Source organism: Erwinia piriflorinigrans CFBP 5888, from assembly GCF_001050515.1.
GTDB lineage: Bacteria > Pseudomonadota > Gammaproteobacteria > Enterobacterales > Enterobacteriaceae > Erwinia > Erwinia piriflorinigrans.
The window spans coordinates 195070-212725 of sequence record NZ_CAHS01000021.1 but is presented as its reverse complement, the minus strand read 5'-3'; the positions used below and the strand labels follow the sequence as shown (position 1 = coordinate 212725).

Annotated in this window: 16 protein-coding genes and 2 tRNA genes; 8 read left to right on the top strand and 10 right to left on the bottom strand. The window is 54.5% G+C overall.

Translation table 11 applies throughout. The features are described 5' to 3' along the window. Window positions 1-24: 24 nt before the first annotated feature. Window positions 25-1671 (top strand): chaperonin GroEL, encoded by a 1647-nt coding sequence (gene groL, locus EPIR_RS15435; protein WP_023656413.1) that lies wholly within the window; start codon window positions 25-27, stop codon window positions 1669-1671. Between the two features lie 89 nt (window positions 1672-1760). Here the strand turns inward: groL and EPIR_RS15430 are convergent, their stop codons facing one another. From EPIR_RS15430 to EPIR_RS15410, 5 genes are read right to left on the bottom strand one after another with little or no spacing between them, the layout of a single operon-like run. Then, window positions 1761-3257, bottom strand: coding sequence for an HAL/PAL/TAL family ammonia-lyase (locus EPIR_RS15430; protein WP_023656412.1), 1497 nt, complete (start codon window positions 3255-3257; stop codon window positions 1761-1763). Between the two features lies 1 nt (window position 3258). Then, on the bottom strand, window positions 3259-4041 hold the full coding sequence (locus EPIR_RS15425; RefSeq protein WP_023656411.1) for an ABC transporter ATP-binding protein: 783 nt from the start codon (window positions 4039-4041) through the stop codon (window positions 3259-3261). Next, entirely contained in the window at window positions 4034-4777 is a 744-nt protein-coding gene (locus EPIR_RS15420) for an ABC transporter permease (RefSeq protein WP_023656410.1), read from the bottom strand. Before EPIR_RS15420 ends, EPIR_RS15425 begins: the two co-directional genes overlap by 8 nt. 10 nt (window positions 4778-4787) lie before the next feature. Continuing rightward, the gene (locus EPIR_RS15415) at window positions 4788-5504 is read right to left on the bottom strand and encodes an ABC transporter permease (RefSeq protein ID WP_023656409.1); all 717 of its coding nucleotides are present in this window, start codon (window positions 5502-5504) and stop codon (window positions 4788-4790) included. 11 nt (window positions 5505-5515) lie between these two features. Continuing rightward, a complete protein-coding gene (locus EPIR_RS15410; protein ID WP_420834766.1) occupies window positions 5516-6316 on the bottom strand; it encodes a transporter substrate-binding domain-containing protein in 801 nt (266 codons plus the stop codon). A gap of 704 nt (window positions 6317-7020) precedes the next feature. Here EPIR_RS15410 and EPIR_RS15405 point away from each other — a divergent pair. Beyond that, window positions 7021-7365 (top strand): DUF4156 domain-containing protein, encoded by a 345-nt coding sequence (locus tag EPIR_RS15405; RefSeq protein ID WP_023656407.1) that lies wholly within the window; start codon window positions 7021-7023, stop codon window positions 7363-7365. Window positions 7366-7427: 62 nt separating this feature from the next. Here EPIR_RS15405 and epmB read toward each other — a convergent pair whose 3' ends face one another. Next, window positions 7428-8456, bottom strand: coding sequence for an EF-P beta-lysylation protein EpmB (epmB, locus tag EPIR_RS15400; RefSeq protein ID WP_023656406.1), 1029 nt, complete (start codon window positions 8454-8456; stop codon window positions 7428-7430). 41 nt (window positions 8457-8497) lie between these two features. Here epmB and efp point away from each other — a divergent pair, with 41 nt between their 5' ends. Further along, the gene (efp, locus tag EPIR_RS15395) at window positions 8498-9064 is read left to right on the top strand and encodes an elongation factor P (RefSeq protein WP_012442678.1); all 567 of its coding nucleotides are present in this window, start codon (window positions 8498-8500) and stop codon (window positions 9062-9064) included. 200 nt (window positions 9065-9264) lie between these two features. Next, the gene (locus EPIR_RS15390) at window positions 9265-9396 is read left to right on the top strand and encodes an entericidin A/B family lipoprotein (protein WP_012666850.1); all 132 of its coding nucleotides are present in this window, start codon (window positions 9265-9267) and stop codon (window positions 9394-9396) included. Between the two features lie 52 nt (window positions 9397-9448). On the opposite strand, the gene EPIR_RS15385 is transcribed toward EPIR_RS15390, so the two are convergent. Then, window positions 9449-9973, bottom strand: a complete 525-nt coding sequence (locus EPIR_RS15385; RefSeq protein ID WP_023656404.1) for a lipocalin family protein — start codon at window positions 9971-9973, stop codon at window positions 9449-9451. 169 nt (window positions 9974-10142) lie between these two features. On the opposite strand from EPIR_RS15385, the gene epmA reads away from it, so the two are divergent. Next, window positions 10143-11120, top strand: coding sequence for an elongation factor P--(R)-beta-lysine ligase (epmA, locus tag EPIR_RS15380; RefSeq protein WP_023656403.1), 978 nt, complete (start codon window positions 10143-10145; stop codon window positions 11118-11120). Between the two features lie 106 nt (window positions 11121-11226). Here the strand turns inward: epmA and mscM are convergent, their stop codons facing one another. From mscM to rsgA, 3 genes are all read right to left on the bottom strand, one after another. After that, on the bottom strand, window positions 11227-14562 hold the full coding sequence (gene mscM / locus EPIR_RS15375) for a miniconductance mechanosensitive channel MscM (protein ID WP_023656402.1): 3336 nt from the start codon (window positions 14560-14562) through the stop codon (window positions 11227-11229). Between the two features lie 10 nt (window positions 14563-14572). After that, the gene (gene asd, locus EPIR_RS15370) at window positions 14573-15472 is read right to left on the bottom strand and encodes an archaetidylserine decarboxylase (protein ID WP_023656401.1); all 900 of its coding nucleotides are present in this window, start codon (window positions 15470-15472) and stop codon (window positions 14573-14575) included. A 96-nt stretch (window positions 15473-15568) separates the two neighbouring features. Then, window positions 15569-16630, bottom strand: coding sequence for a small ribosomal subunit biogenesis GTPase RsgA (gene rsgA / locus EPIR_RS15365; protein ID WP_023656400.1), 1062 nt, complete (start codon window positions 16628-16630; stop codon window positions 15569-15571). Between the two features lie 91 nt (window positions 16631-16721). On the opposite strand from rsgA, the gene orn reads away from it, so the two are divergent. The 3 genes from orn to EPIR_RS15350 all read left to right on the top strand — a co-directional run bounded on the left by orn (window position 16722) and on the right by EPIR_RS15350 (window position 17640). Continuing rightward, on the top strand, window positions 16722-17285 hold the full coding sequence (gene orn, locus EPIR_RS15360; RefSeq protein ID WP_048697844.1) for an oligoribonuclease: 564 nt from the start codon (window positions 16722-16724) through the stop codon (window positions 17283-17285). Window positions 17286-17462: 177 nt separating this feature from the next. Next, window positions 17463-17538 (top strand) — tRNA-Gly (locus EPIR_RS15355). A 26-nt stretch (window positions 17539-17564) separates the two neighbouring features. Continuing rightward, window positions 17565-17640, top strand: a tRNA-Gly gene (locus EPIR_RS15350). The last annotated feature ends 16 nt before the right edge of the window (window positions 17641-17656 follow it).

The following is a 17656-nucleotide window of genomic DNA, read 5'->3' as shown; positions in this document are numbered from 1 at the left end:
AACGAATTTAAGGAAAAAGATAAAATGGCAGCTAAAGACGTAAAATTCGGTAATGACGCTCGCGTAAAAATGCTGCGCGGTGTGAACGTACTGGCAGATGCAGTAAAAGTGACCCTGGGCCCGAAAGGCCGTAACGTGGTACTGGATAAATCTTTTGGTTCACCGACCATTACTAAAGATGGTGTTTCCGTCGCGCGTGAAATCGAACTGGAAGACAAGTTTGAAAACATGGGCGCACAGATGGTGAAGGAAGTTGCTTCTAAAGCCAACGATGCTGCCGGTGACGGTACTACCACTGCCACCGTACTGGCTCAGTCTATTGTTAATGAAGGTCTGAAAGCCGTTGCGGCGGGCATGAACCCAATGGACCTGAAGCGCGGTATCGACAAAGCGGTTATCGCTGCGGTTGAAGAACTGAAAAAACTGTCTGTTCCTTGCTCTGACTCTAAAGCTATCGCTCAGGTAGGCACTATCTCTGCCAACTCCGATGAAACCGTGGGCGAACTGATTGCTCAGGCGATGGAAAAAGTGGGCAAAGAAGGCGTTATCACCGTTGAAGAAGGCACCGGCCTGCAGGACGAGCTGGATGTGGTTGAAGGTATGCAGTTCGATCGCGGCTACCTGTCTCCTTACTTCATCAACAAGCCTGAAACCGGTTCTATCGAGCTGGAATCTCCGTTTATCCTGCTGGCTGATAAAAAAATCTCCAACATCCGCGAACTGCTGCCAGTTCTGGAAGCGGTGGCTAAAGCCGGTAAACCCCTGCTGATCGTCGCAGAAGATGTTGAAGGCGAAGCGCTGGCTACCCTGGTGGTGAACACCATGCGTGGCATCGTGAAAGTGGCTGCGGTTAAAGCACCTGGCTTCGGCGACCGCCGTAAAGCGATGCTGCAAGATATCGCCGTGCTGACCGGTGGTACCGTGATCTCTGAAGAGATCGGTATGGAACTGGAAAAAGCCGGTCTGGAAGATATGGGCCAGGCAAAACGTGTGGTCATCAGCAAAGACACCACCACCATCATCGATGGTACTGGCGAAGAGGTGGCTATTTCTGGCCGCGTGACTCAGATCCGCCAGCAGATCGAAGAAGCGACTTCTGATTACGATCGTGAAAAGCTGCAGGAGCGTGTAGCGAAACTGGCAGGCGGCGTAGCCGTGCTGAAAGTGGGCGCAGCGACTGAAGTTGAAATGAAAGAGAAGAAAGCACGCGTTGAAGATGCCCTGCACGCAACCCGTGCTGCGGTTGAAGAAGGCGTTGTTGCTGGTGGTGGCGTGGCGCTGGTACGCGTTGCGGCAAAACTGACCGAGCTGCGTGGTCAGAACGAAGATCAGAACGTCGGTATCAAAGTGGCTCTGCGCGCGATGGAATCCCCACTGCGTCAGATCGTCTCTAACGCCGGTGAAGAGCCATCTGTAGTGACCAACGCCGTGAAAGCGGGTGAAGGTAACTACGGTTATAACGCACAGACCGAAGAGTACGGCAACATGATCGACTTCGGTATCCTCGACCCAACTAAAGTGACCCGTTCTGCTCTGCAGTACGCGGCCTCTGTTGCGGGTCTGATGATCACCACCGAATGCATGGTAACCGACCTGCCTAAAAGCGATGCGCCTGATTTAGGTGCTGGCGGCGGCATGGGTGGTATGGGCGGCATGGGCGGAATGATGTAATTCCCCTCGGCACCTGACCGAACAAACCCTCTGTCTTTGACAGGGGGTTTTTCTTTTTGGGGGACGAGGATTTGCTAAGCATCAGTCGGTTATAAACGTTGGCTCCTTATCACTGCCGCCGCTTTACTTATCTCCGGGGCAAGCCATCGATCTTCCGTCCACGTATCGACCTGTAGTCGTAGCAAAGCATGTGCCTTTGCCGTTCCTTTGCCTGCTCTTGCCACATCGTGAAAATCCAGCGCCTGCGCGGCCAAAAGGTACTCTATCGCCATGATCTGACAGACATTCTCTGTCAGTTTCAGCAGTTTCAGCGCGGAATTGGTGCCCATGCTGAGGTGATCCTCCTGTTGCCCTGACGTTACGTAGTTATCCAGCACCGCCGGTTGCGCCAGTTGACGGTTTTCACCACATATCGATGCCGCAACATACTGGGCGATCATCATGCCTGAATTCACACCAGGATCCCCGACCAGAAAAGCCGGTAGCCCGCTGACCAGAGGGTTAACCAGCCTGTCAAGACGGCGTTCTGCCACGCTACCAATCTCAGCCAACGCAATGGCAAGCAGGTCAGCTGCCATCGCCACAGATTCTCCATGCGGGTTAGCCTGTGATACGACGCGCCATTTTTCGGGTGAGCCGAGGATGAGCGGATTATCCGTTGCTGCATTGAGTTCAGTTTCAATTTGTCGGGCGGCATGCCCAAACTGTTCACGGCAGGCTCCGTGGATCTGCGGAATAGAGCGAAGACTCAACGCATCCTGCGTTCGGATACCCTTGCCCGATGCCAGAATGTCACTGTCCGCCAGCAGATTATTCAGCCGCTCTCCTACCCACTGCACGCCGGCGCTGCCTTTGAGCGCAAGTATCTCCGGGTCAAAAGCATCCAGCTGGCCGCAGAGGGCTTCAAAACTCATAGCACCGGTGATATCAGCCCAGTCGAGCAGTCTTTGCGCTTCATCAAGGGCGAGGCATGATAGCCCGGTCATACAGGGCGTACCGTTGACCAGACTCAGCCCCTCTTTTGCTCCAAGATAAACGGCGCTCAGCCCCTCCATCTTCAGGGCGTCTGCTGCCGCAACGATATTTCCTTTGTAGCTGACATCACCGATACCTATGAGCGCCAGGCCGACATGCGCCATATGGGTCAGATAGCCAACGGAACCCTGCGATGGGATTTGCGGAGTAATATGATGATTAAGCAGCGCCAACAGCCCCCTCACCACGTCAGCGGAGATGCCCGACTTACCGTGGCTATAATTGGCGATTGCCGCGCAGATAATCGCCCGCGCCTGCACATCAGTTAAGACAGGCCCGACCCCGCAGGCATGGCTCATCAGCGTATTGCGCGACAGTTGGCTAAGTTGTTGTGGGTCAAGAATGATATTGCATAGAGCGCCAAGCCCGGTATTAATGCCGTACGCCGTCTTCCTTTCATTAACGATGAGATTAACCACCGCGCGAGCATTATCAATGCGTTCCCATGCATTCTGACTGAGCTGAAGCCCGGCACCGCTCTTTGCAACCTTAGCCACATCCTGCCAGGGCATCGGTGCGTCACCCCAGATGACGGTATCGATGTGATTCATATCAACCTGCCCGGTGACTGGAGATAAACCGCTGGAAACGTGGAGAACCCTGCTGACCAAACATCGCTTCAGGTGTCCCCTGGCAGTCAATTAAGCCCTGGTGCATGAAAACAACCTGATTAGAGACATGCCGCGCGAAACCCATTTCATGCGTGACGACCAGCATGGTGCGCCCTTCTTCGGCAAGACTGCGCATCACTTTTAATACATCCCCTACCAGCTCTGGGTCGAGTGCCGAGGTGGGTTCATCGAACAACATGACCTCCGGCTCCATTGCCAACGCGCGCGCTATCGCCACGCGCTGTTGTTGACCACCGGAAAGCTGCGACGGGTAAAAGTTCTTGCGATTATGCAGGCCAACGCGATGAAGTATGTGTTCTGCCCGTTCGATACACTCCTGGCGGTTTTTTTTCAGTACATAACGGGGGCCTTCAATCACGTTCTGTAACACCGTCATATGTGACCACAGGTTAAAACTTTGAAAGACCATGCCGAGACGAGACCTCATTATCTCGACCTGTTTTTTGTTGGCTGCCAATGGATGGCCCTGGGCGTGCCGCTTCATTTCAATGGTTTCACCCGCTACGCTGACCGCTCCGGAGTCTGGGATCTCCAGCAGGTTAATACAGCGCAAAAAAGTGCTCTTCCCAGAGCCGCTTGCGCCCAGGATTGAGATCACATCACCTTTATGGGCATCAAGGGAAATTCCTTTCAGTACTTCCAGAGAACCAAATGATTTGCGGATATCGCGCATTGAGAGCGTGACGGGGTTGGAATTAATCATGTTTCTCTCCGGCTATCAAAGAGGGGGCGGGCAGAGGTAAATCAGCCTCCGCCGTCCGTAGACGCGGCGACATACGGCGTTCAACCCATGCGTAAATTTGTACAATGATGAAATTGAGGATCAGATAAATCAGTGCCGCACAAATAAAAACTTCCATCGTCCGGTAGGTACGCTGAATAATTTGTTGAGCCACGCCCGTGACATCCCAGACGGTGACCAGGCTTGCCAACGCGGTGGATTTCACTAGCAAAACCGCTTCAGTTGAGTAAGCCGGTAAGGCATAGCGCAACATAACCGGGGCGATAATGCGTCTTAGCAGCAGCCAGCGTGACATACCGCATGCCATTCCTGCTTCAATTTGCCCTGCGGGTACTGCCAGCAAAGCTCCCCGGAAGATTTCCGCCGTGTAGGAAGCCGTACAGAGTGCCAGGGCAACGACCGCGCAGAAGAAGGGCTCACGCAGCACCGGCCAGACAAAACTGTGACGAACAACCTCGAACTGGCCGAGGCCGTAATAGATTAAAAAAAGCTGGATCATCAGCGGAGAGCCACGAAATACAAGAACATACAGACGGGCAAAGCCGCTCAATAAGGGATGGTGGCTTATACGCAATGCAAGAATGGCCAGCGCCAGTACGGCACCAAGTAAAAACGAGGAAAAGAACAACCCCAGCGTCACTGGCAAGGCAGCACCCAGCTTGAGAAACGTTTCAATGAGAAAGGCAAAGTCAATCATCCGGCACTCCTTAGTTTTGAACCGCAGTACGACTCTGGTGTGACTTGCTAAGCCGTATTTCTGCACGTTTGAAGGCGGTGTTCGACAGGACGGTTAACACCAGATAGCAGGAGCCGCTAATCAGATAAAAAGTGAAGTACTGCCGGGTCGAACCCGCAGCAATCTGGCTTGCGCGCATCAGTTCGACGATCCCAGTCACGGATACCAGAGCAGAGTCTTTCAGGCTCATCTGCCAGACATTCGCTAGCCCGGGCAGTGAATAACGTAATACCTGCGGTAGGATAATACGCTGAACGATGCGCCATCTGGACATCCCTATTGCCTGGGCGGCTTCAATTTCACCTTTGTTCAATGCCAGGCGCCCGGCACGATAAACTTCTGCCTGATAGGAGCCAGAGATAAGCCCGATTGCCACCGCGCCAATAAGAAAAGGTGGAACTTCGATAAAGCCATCGGCCCCAAAAATTTTGCCGACCTGAGTAATCAGCCCGGAGCCTCCAAAGTAAAACAGGTAGATAATCAGCAGCTCGGGAATGCCGCGAAAAAGCACCGAATAGCTGTCTCCTGCCCAGCGCAGCGGTCGTCGCGCAGACAGTTTCGCCGCTGCAACCCCGCTGCCAGCAACGGCACCGACCATCATTGCCACAAACGACAGCAGCAGCGTGGTCAGGGCAGCGCTGAGGATTAACGGTCCCCAGCCATTTTCTTCAAATCCAGGAATGACCATTTTCGCCTCTGCTACGGTGTGACGTTGGTTTTAAACCATTTTTCGCTTAGTCTTTTCACCGTGCCATCGGCAAGTGCGGCTTTAATCGCCTCATCCAGCCTGGCTTTCAGGTCAGCGTCTGACTTACGGATCCCCAGCGCCTCGCCTTCGCCCCAAATCGGCCCGCCGAGCTGAGGGCCACCAAATTGCAGGTTGTTATTTTCTGGCTTATTCAGCATGGAATTAGCGAAGGTGACATCATCAAACACGGCATCAATTCGTTCTGCCTGAAGATCCAGGATGGCATCAGCAGAGGTGCTGTATTCGCGTATCTTTGCGGAATCTTTGAAGTATCTGTCAATGAATGTGGTGTAAACCGTTCCGGAAGCAATACCGATAGTTTTGCCTTTTAGCGCTGCTTTCAGTTCAGCAATCGCCGATTCAATTTCTTTTGGGTTGTCATGCAGTTTGATAATCTGCTCCGAGCTTCCCGCTTTTGGCAGCAGATCCCCTTTTAAACTGATAAAGCTGGCGGGCGTTGAAGCATAGGGAACAGTAAAATCAATCACTTTTCGGCGATCTGGCGTGATGACAATGGCATCCATGATGACGTCGTATTTTCCGGCCTGTAGCCCGGCAATCATGCCATCCCAGTTTTGCACCACCAGCTTACAGCTGATTTTCATTCTCTGACAGAGATCGCTCATTAGCTCTGGCTCGAACCCGCCGAGCTTGCCGCCAGGCAGCGTGATATTCCAAGGCTCGTAACTTCCTTCGGTAGCGATAACGATCGATTTCCACTCTTTAGCTTGCAAGGGTAGCGAACCCATCATGGCGGAAGTAATCAGTGAACTCACCAGTACTCGGCGGAGTAACAATTGTTTCATCAAATGCTCCTGGATTAGAGGGACAGATGCCTGTCAGCAGGTCAGTCTGGCCAGAAAATAATCTCGGTATATATGACACTCGGCAGTCAGAGTAGGGCCGCCATGCTATGTGTCTACCATGAAAAAGAACCCACCACTGTTGTTGATCCGAGACAAGGTCGTAAGCTGTTTTATATAAATAAATGGCACTTAACTTGTCATTACTTGTACATACAACCAAAGCAACAACCATGCCAGAAATACCTGGGTCTCAGTGGGTAAGCCGAAGAGGGATTGCGCTTAAAAAGAAGAGGTCAGGTGATAACCCTGCATCTTTCAGGTGCGCGCTGCACTAAATCCATGCACTGACGGGATTAGCAACAGAGCACGATTGCAACTCTGACGCTTTTATATCTGCCCCTGGCCACAAGAGAGTTTGAATCGGTACTCTGCCCGACGATTGCGTTTCCAGATGGCAATCTTTCATCTCTGACAGTGACCGTTTACTCCCTGACTTTGACTGGGGGTTTTTCTTTTTGGGGGGAAAATAGTATAAGTAGTGGCGCAAAGCTAACCTGATAAGCGGGTTAAGGGGTAAGGATGGATCGGAAATCTTCATGATTTCGGCGATGCCCTGGCCTGACACTGATGATAATAATATGGGGATAAATATGCGGATTAACTTGCTGGGACTCTCTGTGGCGGCTCTGCTGCTGGCAGGCTGTAGTTCTTCTCACCGGCTGAGTTCTGCGGGGGAGCGCGTGACCTTTACTGACCAGCAGCCTGCCAGCGGCTGCCAGCTGTTAGGTAACGTGACTGGGGTACAAAGTAACTGGTTGTCTGGCTCTGGCGGAGAAGGAAGTTCACTACGCGGCGCGGCTAACGATTTGCGCAACCGTGCTGCACAAATGGGCGGCAACGTGATTTATGGTGCCACCAGCCCAACCCAGAACTTTTGGTCCAGCTTTGCACCGCTGGATAGCAAGATGAGCGGCCAGGTCTATAAGTGCCCTTAAAGGGACAGATTCACACGCTATCGGCCAGCCCTGGGGCGGATTATCGATCCGCCGCATGGCATCTATTCTTGACGAAGCTGTAAATCCAGCGGCGTTTTGCTTGGCTCCCCACCAATTTCACGCGCCAACTTCGGCACCATATAGCCTGAGACCTTTGTCAGTAGCTCACGCATGATGGTGCGGGCTCGTTCATCACTGACATAGAAATGCGCCGCGCCCTGCACTTTATCCAGCACGTGCAGATAGTAGGGCAGAATGCCGGCATCAAACAGCGCGTTGCTCAGAGTGGCAAGCGTTACCGCATCGTCATTGATATCGCGCAGCAGTACGCTTTGATTGAGCAGGGTCACCCCGGCGCGTTTCAGCATGCGCATGCCGTGGCGCAGATCGTCATCAATCTCCTGCGCATGGTTGATATGGGTCACCATCAGCGTTTGCAGGCGTGACTGTGCCAGACGCTGACACAGGGCTTCGGTAATACGTTTGGGGATCACCACCGGCAGGCGGCTGTGGATACGCAGGCGCTTAATATGTGGGATCTGTTCGAGCTGCGCGATCAGCCAGTCCAGCTCATGATCTTTCGCCATCAAAGGATCGCCACCGGAGAAAATAATCTCATCCAGTTCTGGCTGTTGTCGGATATACTCCAGGGCTTGCTGCCAGTTGCGCTTATTCCCCTGGTTTTCCTGGTAAGGAAAATGGCGACGAAAGCAGTAACGGCAATTGACGGCGCAGCCGCCTTTGACCAGCAACAGCGCACGATTACGATATTTATGTAAAAGACCCGGCACTACGCTGCTCTGCTCATCGAGCGGATCGGCACTGTAACCCGGTGCATCGACAAACTCCTGTCGCGAGGTGATCACCTGCAACAGCAGCGGATCTTGCGGATCGCCTTTACGCATACGCGCAGCAAACGCTCTGGGCACGCGCAGGGCGAAAAGACGCCGTGCGTCATGGCCTGAAACCAGTTCAGGATGGTGTTGCAACGCTAAAAGTTGCAGTAATTCATCAGGATCAGTGATTACATCAGCAAGTTGATGTAACCATTCTTCTCGCTCAGGGGTATTTAGGGTTACAATGTGTGCCATTTTTTTGGCTAAGTACCAGTTATAAATTGTAGAGGGCCTTTATGGCGACTTATTCTAGCAACGATTTCCGTCCCGGTCTTAAAATCATGTTCGAAGGCGAACCTTATGCCATCGAATCCAGCGAGTTTGTTAAACCGGGCAAAGGCCAGGCTTTCGCACGCGTTAAAATGCGTCGCCTGCTGACCGGCAGCCGCGTTGAGAAAACCTTCAAGTCTACCGACTCCGCTGAAGGCGCAGACGTGGTTGATACTAACCTGAACTATCTGTACAACGACGGTGATTTTTACCACTTCATGCACCCGGAAACCTTCGAACAGCATCCTGTTGAAGCGAAAACCGTGGGCGATGCGGCGAAATGGCTGCTCGACAATGCTGAATGTATTGTCACGCTGTGGAACGGAAAGCCGATCCAGGTTCTGCCACCGAACTTCGTGGAGCTGGAAATCACCGATACCGATCCAGGCCTGAAAGGCGATACCGCAGGAACGGGCGGTAAGCCAGCGACCCTCTCTACCGGTGCGGTAGTGAAAGTGCCGCTGTTCGTGCAGATTGGCGAAGTGATTAAAGTGGACACCCGTTCGGCTGAATACGTTTCGCGCGTAAAATAAGTCTGAACGACCGGGGCCTGTTTTTGCAGGCCCTTGTGCCCAACCACTACATTACAGCCCGCCTGACAACCCACCCCCGGCTCTATCCATATCCCTCATTATTCTGAAAATTGCCTTTTCTTGTTGCCGGCGAAGCAGCCGGAGAGATCGTGGCTATGCTTATAACGCAGTGCTTAAACTCTAAAGAAAAGGAAAAGGCTATGAAGAAAGGTATTGTTGCTCTGCTTTCTGTTCTGGTGTTCGCTTCCGTACTCACGGCCTGCAATACCACGCGTGGCGTGGGTGAAGATGTTGAGGCAGGTGGTAAGGCGATTCAGAGAAGCACGCAGTAGTTTGCTGACAGGCTGGTGCCTCGCACCGGCCTGTGCCCTTTATCCTTCAGGCTTAGCGTTGATCGATCCAGATCAGCTGATCTACCGCAAATCCGGCCCTACGCGCCTCTTCAATCAGATCCTGCTTAACCTGCTCATCCAGCTGCGGCGTGCGCGATAACATCCACAGATAGTCGCGATTTGGCCCACAGACCAGCGCATGCTGATAATCTTTATCCAGCGCTATCACGTTATAGCCCGCGTAAAAAGGGCCGAAGAAAGAGACTTTCAGCGCGGCGCGATCGTTCTGGCCAGTAAAGTAAGCTTTACCCGTGCTCTCCTGCCAGCGCTGCTTTTTCGAATTAAAGCCGCGATTAACCACTTTCAGCCCGCCATCGTCGCGTTGGCTGTAGCTGGCGGTGACATGATCCAGCCCGCGTTCAAAAGGGTGATTAAAGCGGGCAATTTCGTACCAGCGACCGAGATAGCGGTTGCTGTCAAAATTCGCCACTGGCGTCACGCCCTGTGGCGGGGTGGTGCTACAGGCTACAGAGAGCAGTGCACCAGCAATTGCTGTGACCTTTTTCCACAACTTCATAGAAATTATTCCTTTATTTATCAATTATTACAGTATAGACCTAAACCTCAACTCTGCCTCTGCCGGGAACGGTTTACCGCCGCCATTGCGGGAATTATTCTGCTGTGAATTGTGTGCAGCGGCATGGACAGGTAGACTTCCCCCCCTGACTGACTTTGGAGTAGAAAAGATGAACGATACGGCCAGCTGGCAGCCGAGTGCATCGATCGCCAACCTGTTAAAGCGTGCGGCGATTATGGCTGAAATCCGGCGTTTCTTTGCCGATCGTGGCGTGTTGGAAGTGGAAACTCCGGCGATGAGCCAGGCAACGGTGACCGATGTGCACCTGTTTCCCTTCCAGACGCGGTTTGTCGGCCCAGGGGCCGCAGCGGGCATCGACCTGTATCTGATGACCAGCCCGGAATACCATATGAAGCGCCTGCTGGCAGCGGGCAGCGGGCCGATTTATCAGCTGTGCCGCAGCTTCCGCAATGAAGAGATGGGACGTCATCATAACCCGGAATTTACCATGCTGGAGTGGTATCGCCCGCACTATGATATGTACCGCCTGATGAATGAGGTCGATGACCTGTTGCAGCAGGTGCTGGAGTGTGCGCCGGCAGAAACCCTGTCCTATCAGCAGGCATTTCAGCGTCATCTTGAGATTGATCCTCTGTCGGCAGATAAAGCCCAGCTGCGCGAAGTGGCGGAGAAACTCGGCGCGGGTGACCTCGCCAATCGCGAAGAAGACCGCGATACGCTGCTACAGCTGCTGTTTGTGCTCGGCGTTGAGCCAGAAATTGGCAAAGAGAAACCGGCGTTTGTGTATCACTTCCCGGCGAGCCAGGCCGCGCTGGCTGAAATTAGCCCGGAAGATCACCGTGTGGCCGAGCGTTTCGAAGTCTACTTTAAGGGCATTGAGCTGGCGAACGGTTTCCGTGAACTGACCGACAGCCGTGAACAGCGTCAGCGTTTTGAGCAGGATAATCGCAAACGTGCCGCCGCCGGGTTACCGCAGCAGCCGATTGATACTTATCTGCTGGATGCCCTTAGCGCGGGGATGCCGGAAAGCTCCGGCGTGGCGTTAGGCGTTGACCGTTTGGTGATGCTGGCGCTGAAGGCTGAACAACTGAGTGACGTCATCGCCTTTACGGTAGATCGCTGCTAGCTGCCAGGCAGCGGCTTAGCACGGTAAGCTGGCTGCTCACGATCGGATACGCGCAGTGCGTCGGTCGTGAGCCGCTATTGCACGGCGTATGCCGTGGCCCGTTGTGCTAAAGCCCGCCGGACTTATAGCTGCGTGCCGCCGGTGCGCCGTTGCTGGCAGGGGTTTTACGTCCGAGAGTTTCCATACGCACCTGGAACGGTGGGAACGGCATCTCCAGGCCGTGCTCCTGGAAGCCACGGAGGATCAGCTGGTGCAGCTCATGACGCAGCGGCATTCGGTGCCCCATCTCGGCGGCGTGAATACGCAGTTCAAATAACTGGATACCCTGCTGTAAATCCACGAGGAAGGCCTCCGGCTGCGGCGTTTCCAGCACGTAGCTACAGCGCTGTGCAGCCGTCAACAGCAGGTTGGTCACTTCGTCGCTATTGGCTTCTGCCGGAGCCGGAATGTTAAGCACGACGCGGGTAACGGAATCCGACAGCGACCAGTTGATAAACTGCTCGGTGATAAACGCCCTGTTCGGCACGATAATCTCTTTGCGATCCCAGTCAGTGATGGTAGTAGCACGGGTATTAATACGCGTGATGTTGCCGGTCAGATCGCGGATGGTCACGGTATCGCCAATGCGGATTGGTTTTTCAAACAGAAGGATCAGACCCGACATAAAGTTGGCGAAAATCTCCTGTAGGCCAAAACCGAGCCCCAGGCTCAGACCGGCAACCAGCCACTGTAATTTGGACCAGTCGATGCCAATCATGGCAAAGCCCGCCAGGCCGCCGATCAGGATCAGCAGATATTTGGTCAGGGTGGTGATGGCGTAGCCGGTACCTGGCGTCAGGCTGAGGTGCTGTAACAGCGCCAGTTCCAGCAGCGCGGGCATATTGCGTACCAGCTGGGTGGTGATGATCAATACCAGAGTGGCGATCATCACCGATCCCAGCGTAATCGGTTGCAGGCTCTCGACCCCCTGGACGGTGGTGCTGACATCCCACAGGCGGATATTCTCCAGGAAACCAAAGGCGGAATGGATCTCTGACCACAGCAGGATCACCGAAACCAGGGCGATTAGCGTCAGGATCGAGCGCACCAGCCGCAGTGACTGTGCGCTGATGGCGTCCAGATCGATAACGGGTTCTTCGATTTCTATATTATCGGCGGCGGTCTGCTGGGCGGTCAGTTCCTCTTCACTGCGCGCGCGCTGGGCAAGGATTTCCGCACGGCGTGTTCGCGCGCGATCGAAGGCAATGCGTCGGCGCTGGATCAGCATCCAGCGCCGAATAATGTGGTAAATCACCAGCAGCAGGAACCAGATAGCCAGCGAGGTTTCCACCCTGGCCAGCAGAGCCTGGGAGGTTTCCAGGTAGCCAATGCAGGAAGCCAGCGCCGCCAGCATGGGAATGGCGATCATCACATTCCACAACACGTTATTGATAAAGTTTTCGCCGTTGCCCTCTTTGTCCAAATGCAGCGGGATACCGGCACGCTTCAGGCTGACCGTCACCATGCTCAGCGCCCCGCAGATCAGAATAAAACACAGGCGGCCGAGGGTGGGGGAGAACTCACGATCCTGTAAATTATCGAAGGCGATCAGCAGCATCATCAGCGGCACCACCAGCCCGATGCACAGCGTATAGAAACGCATTGCACGCGCCACGCGGCTGCGCGGCCAGCGGAAGTGCACAATAAACAGTCCTTGCTGACGGGCAAAGGTATTGCAGATCATAAACGCCCACAGCAGCGGCACGCTGGCGGTGACGCCATCGCCGATGGCGACCGCAATCGGCCAGGGCCAGGCGTGCTGTAAACCGTAGCCCAGCGCCGCCCAGAGAACCGGTAGCGGCAGCGCCACCAGGATTGACCAGAATACGGTGCGTATCGTCAAACTGAACTGATCCTGGGTGACCTTGCCTACCTTGCTGGAGGCCCGTTCCAGAAATGCGCGGAAGTGGCGGCGCGAGCTTATGCTAAAGCCGACCAGCGCAATGGCCGCAAAGAGGGGGAGCAGAGTTTCGCGGCTGGTGACCATCATCACCATGGCTCCCCCCAACTGGCCGAGAGTATCCAGCGATAGCATACGCTTCAGATCGTGGGCCAAATCGATCGGATAACTGAAGCTCAGCGCACTGACGTCGGCGGTCCAGAACAGATAACGGTGGGTGGCTTCTTTCACTTCATTGAGCGCATCCACCAGCTGGCTGTTGCCTACTTTCAGCTTGGTCACTTCCAGAATCAGGGTATCGCAGCCGGAAAGCAGTGAGGCCAGCAGTTCGCGCTGGGTTCTTAACTGCGCAGTGAGAATGCGTTCCTGCTCGTTGGTCAGGTTACTGTTGTCATCCTGGCGAAGCTGCCGCAGCGACGGCTGCTGCTCCATCAAAGATTCATAATGCAGGCGCTGTACGCGCAGCTGGGCCATTTCGTTATCCAGCTGCTGCGGTTTTGGCATCTCGGGCAGGCGGGCGACCTGTGCACGCAGCGCTTCACCCAGCACGTTCGACACGCCCAGCCACTGCGACTGTTCGCGAATGGTACTCAGTGCCTGACGTACCTGAATGGTTTGGTTGGTGGCGGTACGTTGTTGAGAAGCGACCAGATCCATACGCTGCGCCTGCTGATTCAGCGCGGCGGACAGCTCACGATTAATGCGGAACTGTTCAGCAATGCCATGCGGCATCGCGCCGCTGTCTTCTGCCAGCTGTTCGGTACGTTCCAACGCCAGTTCGGCTTCGCGCTGGCGCTGGCTGTTTAGCTGGTTGCGCAGATCCTGTAGCCAGTCATCCAGTTCGGTGGCCTTACGCTGGTGAACTTCGGCGCGCATGCGCGCCAGCTCCTGGCGATTGTTGGCTGATAATTGCGCCAGCTCCAACTCATCGACCCGCGCCTTCTGTGCGGCGGATTCAGCCTGACGCTGCGCCCGTTGTGCCTGGGCTGCGGCGGAAGTCGGGGAAGGCTGCCCCTGTAGGCGGCGCTCAATATCGCTCAACGCACGGCGAGCTTCGGTTTGCTGCTGTGGTAGCTGAGAAAGGGAGTCACTGATTTCTCGGGCGCGATCCTGCTCCTGCTGAACCTGACGACTCTCCTCCAGCAGCTGGCTGCTACCTTGCAGGATCTCCTGTTCGAGCTCGGCCGCGCTCATGTTGCTGCGCAGCGGTTTTTTGCCGTCGGGCGGGGTGGCGATCTGCTGGCGTAACTCGCGCGACAGCTTGGGGAAGTTATCGATAACCTGTTGGTAATCCCGCGCCCGATCGAGAGACTGCTGGCGTTCATCCAGCCAGTTCAATGCGGATTGCAGCGCTTCGACAGTCGCCGTCTGACTGGCGCTGGCTTTGGTGGACTTCGCCTCCTCAAGCTCCTGCTTGATCTGCGACGAATCCGGTAAGCCAACGGCATAAACCGGCTGGAGCAAGCTCCAGCCTAACAAAAGAGTCAGAATCAGACGTGACATGGCGATCCCGTTATGGGTGATGAAGGACGTCTTCGGCACTCTCTTTCTGCAGCGCAGTGGCGAGCGTTGCGCCAAGACGGGTTTGACTGCCGGCCGTCAGGTTTTCAGCCAGTTTCACCTTACCCTCGGCAAACAGGTTAATCACCGTGGAGCCAAGTTTGAAGCGGCCCATCTCCTGTCCCTTGAGCAAGACCACTGCACCTTCTTCATCGGCACCCGGCCAGCTCCAGCGTTTGATCACGCCTTCACGCGGTGGTGTAACGGTTCCCGACCAAACGGTTTCGATGCTGCCAACAATGGTTGCGCCCACCAGAATCTGCACCATCGGGCCAAATTCAGTATCAAAGCGGCAGATGACGCGCTCATTACGGGCAAACAGATTGGGAATATTTTGTGCCGTTAAGGGATTGACCGAATAGAGATCGCCCGGCACATAGATCATTTCGCGCAGAATACCGTTACAAGGCATATGCACGCGGTGATAGTCGCGCGGCGCAAGGTAAGTGGTTACAAACTCGCCGTTGCGGAACATGTCGGTCATGGCGACATTACCGGCCAGCAGCGCTTCCAGTGAGTAAGTGTGGCCCTTAGCCTGAAAAATCTGATCGCCCTGAATAGGGCCAAGCTGGCTGATCGCGCCATCGGCAGGCAGAACCAGCTGGTTAGGATCGGTTTCAATCGGGCGTGCTTCGTCGCGCAGTGGGCGGACGAAGAAATCATTGAAGGTACGATAGCTGGCGGTATCGGGCTTCTGCGCCTCTTTCATATCGACTTTATAGTGCCAGACAAAAACATCAATTACGGCTTTGGTCAGCCGTCCACCACGTTTGCTGGCTCCCCAACCGGCCAGTTCAGTCAGGGCTTTTTTAGGCAAAAAATGGTTCAGGCCGAGTTTAATACGATCCAACACGTTAGCCTCCTGGCTTGAGCAAACTGTAAAAATTGAAGTGGGCGGATTGTACCAGCGCCCGCCGTTTTAGGCTATGACTCGCCCGATAGCAGGTTGTCACTCTTTGTCCGCAGAGAAGCTGCGGCGAGTTTTCGCCTGCACTTCAGACATACTTTCCAGAATATGGTGGTAGTTGACGAAGCGCGACTCGTCGATTTCGCCTTTATCTACCGCTTCGCGAATGGCGCAGCCCGGATCGGTATCATGTTTACAGTCGCGGAACTTACAACCGCCTAAGTAATCACGGAATTCGACAAATCCACGGGTGATTTGTTCCGGCTCCAGGTGCCACAAACCAAATTCACGTACGCCGGGGGAGTCGATAACATTGCCGCCGTGCGGGAAATGGTACAGGCGGGCGGCGGTGGTGGTGTGCTGGCCAAGGCCGGAAACATCGGAAACATCGTTGGTCAGGATCTCTTCACCACCCAGTTCAAGGCCCAACAGGGCATTCAGCAGGCTGGATTTGCCCACGCCGGACTGACCGGCGAAGATGCTGACGCGGCCGACCAGCGCCTCTTCCAGTTCGCGCAGGCCCTCTTTTTTGTGGCTGGAAACCATCAGCACGCGATAACCGATATGACGGTAGATCTCCATCTGCTCATCAACAAATTCGCGGCCTTCATCATCGAGCAGGTCGGTTTTGTTCAGTACCAGCAGTGGCTCCACGTTCAGGGTCTCACTGGCGACCAGATAACGGTCGATAATATTGAGCGACAGCTCCGGCAGAATAGCCGAGACGATCACGATCTGATCGATGTTGGCGGCGATGGGTTTCACACCGTCGTAGAAGTCAGGGCGGGTCAGCACCGAAGTGCGCTCATGTACCGCTTCCACAATACCTTTCACGGTAGCCCCGCCTTCCACGCCCGGTCGCCAGCGCACGCGGTCACCGGTAACCAATGAGCGAATGGTGCGCCGAATATTACAGCGGTGCACGGAACCATCCGCATCTTCCACGTCGGCATGCATACCAAACCGGCTGATCACCATGCCATCGCGCACTTCGCCGAACAGATTGTCATCTGGCTCAGGTTTATCAGCACGCTGTTTCAGGCGACGATCGTGGTTGGCACTGACGCGACGTTGCTGACCTTTGGATAGTTTGTTTTTGCTCACTGTTCCTCACACCGTTTCGGCATATTTCGCCCTGGCAGGGCAAAACGTCTATCATACACTTTAATTCACTACGATGCCGCCGAGACACACTATGACCGCAAATGCTAACAACCTGATTTGGATTGATCTTGAGATGACCGGGCTGAACCCGGAACAGGACCGCATTATTGAGATCGCCACGCTGGTGACGGATGCCGATCTGAATATTCTTGCCGAAGGCCCGGTATTTGCCGTGCATCAGTCCGACGCGCAGCTTGGACTGATGGATGAGTGGAACGTGCGTACCCATACTCATAGTGGTCTGGTCGAACGGGTAAAAGCCAGTCAGGTCAACGATCGCGCCGCCGAACTGGCAACTATCGAGTTCCTGAAACAGTGGGTTCCTGCTAATAGTTCACCGATTTGTGGTAACAGTATTGGCCAGGATCGCCGCTTCCTGTTCAAATATATGCCGGAGCTGGAAGCCTACTTCCACTACCGATATCTGGATGTCAGTACGCTGAAAGAGCTGGCGCGTCGCTGGAAACCGGAGATCCTCCCAGGCTTTAAGAAGCAGGGGACTCACCAGGCGTTGGATGATATACGTGAGTCGGTGGCGGAGCTGGCTTACTACCGTGAACATTTCATTCAGCTGGCAGCCCCTCAGGCCGACTAACGGCGTGGGCTTGTCGGGATAATATCGCCTTTTTTGCTGTTAAAACCGTCATTACGCTGGTTTAATCAGCAGTCAGCGTGTGAAATTGAAGTTTTGTGATTTACGGGGTTGCGATGAAAAGAAATCCTCGTATAATGCGCAACCCGTAACGGTGATGAATTTTATCGTTGCGCCTAAGCGGGAATAGCTCAGTTGGTAGAGCACGACCTTGCCAAGGTCGGGGTCGCGAGTTCGAGTCTCGTTTCCCGCTCCAAATTTAGTACCAAAAGCACCACCCAAGCGGGAATAGCTCAGTTGGTAGAGCACGACCTTGCCAAGGTCGGGGTCGCGAGTTCGAGTCTCGTTTCCCGCTCCAAAATTCGGTTTGCAGA

Coding starts and splice junctions, on each gene's coding strand:
- groL (WP_023656413.1), top strand. CDS start 25: ATGGCAGCTAAAGACGTAAAATTCGGTAATGACGCTCGCGTAAAAATG.
- EPIR_RS15430 (WP_023656412.1), bottom strand. CDS start 3,257: ATGAATCACATCGATACCGTCATCTGGGGTGACGCACCGATGCCCTGG.
- EPIR_RS15425 (WP_023656411.1), bottom strand. CDS start 4,041: ATGATTAATTCCAACCCCGTCACGCTCTCAATGCGCGATATCCGCAAA.
- EPIR_RS15420 (WP_023656410.1), bottom strand. CDS start 4,777: ATGATTGACTTTGCCTTTCTCATTGAAACGTTTCTCAAGCTGGGTGCT.
- EPIR_RS15415 (WP_023656409.1), bottom strand. CDS start 5,504: ATGGTCATTCCTGGATTTGAAGAAAATGGCTGGGGACCGTTAATCCTC.
- EPIR_RS15410 (WP_420834766.1), bottom strand. CDS start 6,316: ATGATGGGTTCGCTACCCTTGCAAGCTAAAGAGTGGAAATCGATCGTT.
- EPIR_RS15405 (WP_023656407.1), top strand. CDS start 7,021: ATGCGGATTAACTTGCTGGGACTCTCTGTGGCGGCTCTGCTGCTGGCA.
- epmB (WP_023656406.1), bottom strand. CDS start 8,456: ATGGCACACATTGTAACCCTAAATACCCCTGAGCGAGAAGAATGGTTA.
- efp (WP_012442678.1), top strand. CDS start 8,498: ATGGCGACTTATTCTAGCAACGATTTCCGTCCCGGTCTTAAAATCATG.
- EPIR_RS15390 (WP_012666850.1), top strand. CDS start 9,265: ATGAAGAAAGGTATTGTTGCTCTGCTTTCTGTTCTGGTGTTCGCTTCC.
- EPIR_RS15385 (WP_023656404.1), bottom strand. CDS start 9,973: ATGAAGTTGTGGAAAAAGGTCACAGCAATTGCTGGTGCACTGCTCTCT.
- epmA (WP_023656403.1), top strand. CDS start 10,143: ATGAACGATACGGCCAGCTGGCAGCCGAGTGCATCGATCGCCAACCTG.
- mscM (WP_023656402.1), bottom strand. CDS start 14,562: ATGTCACGTCTGATTCTGACTCTTTTGTTAGGCTGGAGCTTGCTCCAG.
- orn (WP_048697844.1), top strand. CDS start 16,722: ATGACCGCAAATGCTAACAACCTGATTTGGATTGATCTTGAGATGACC.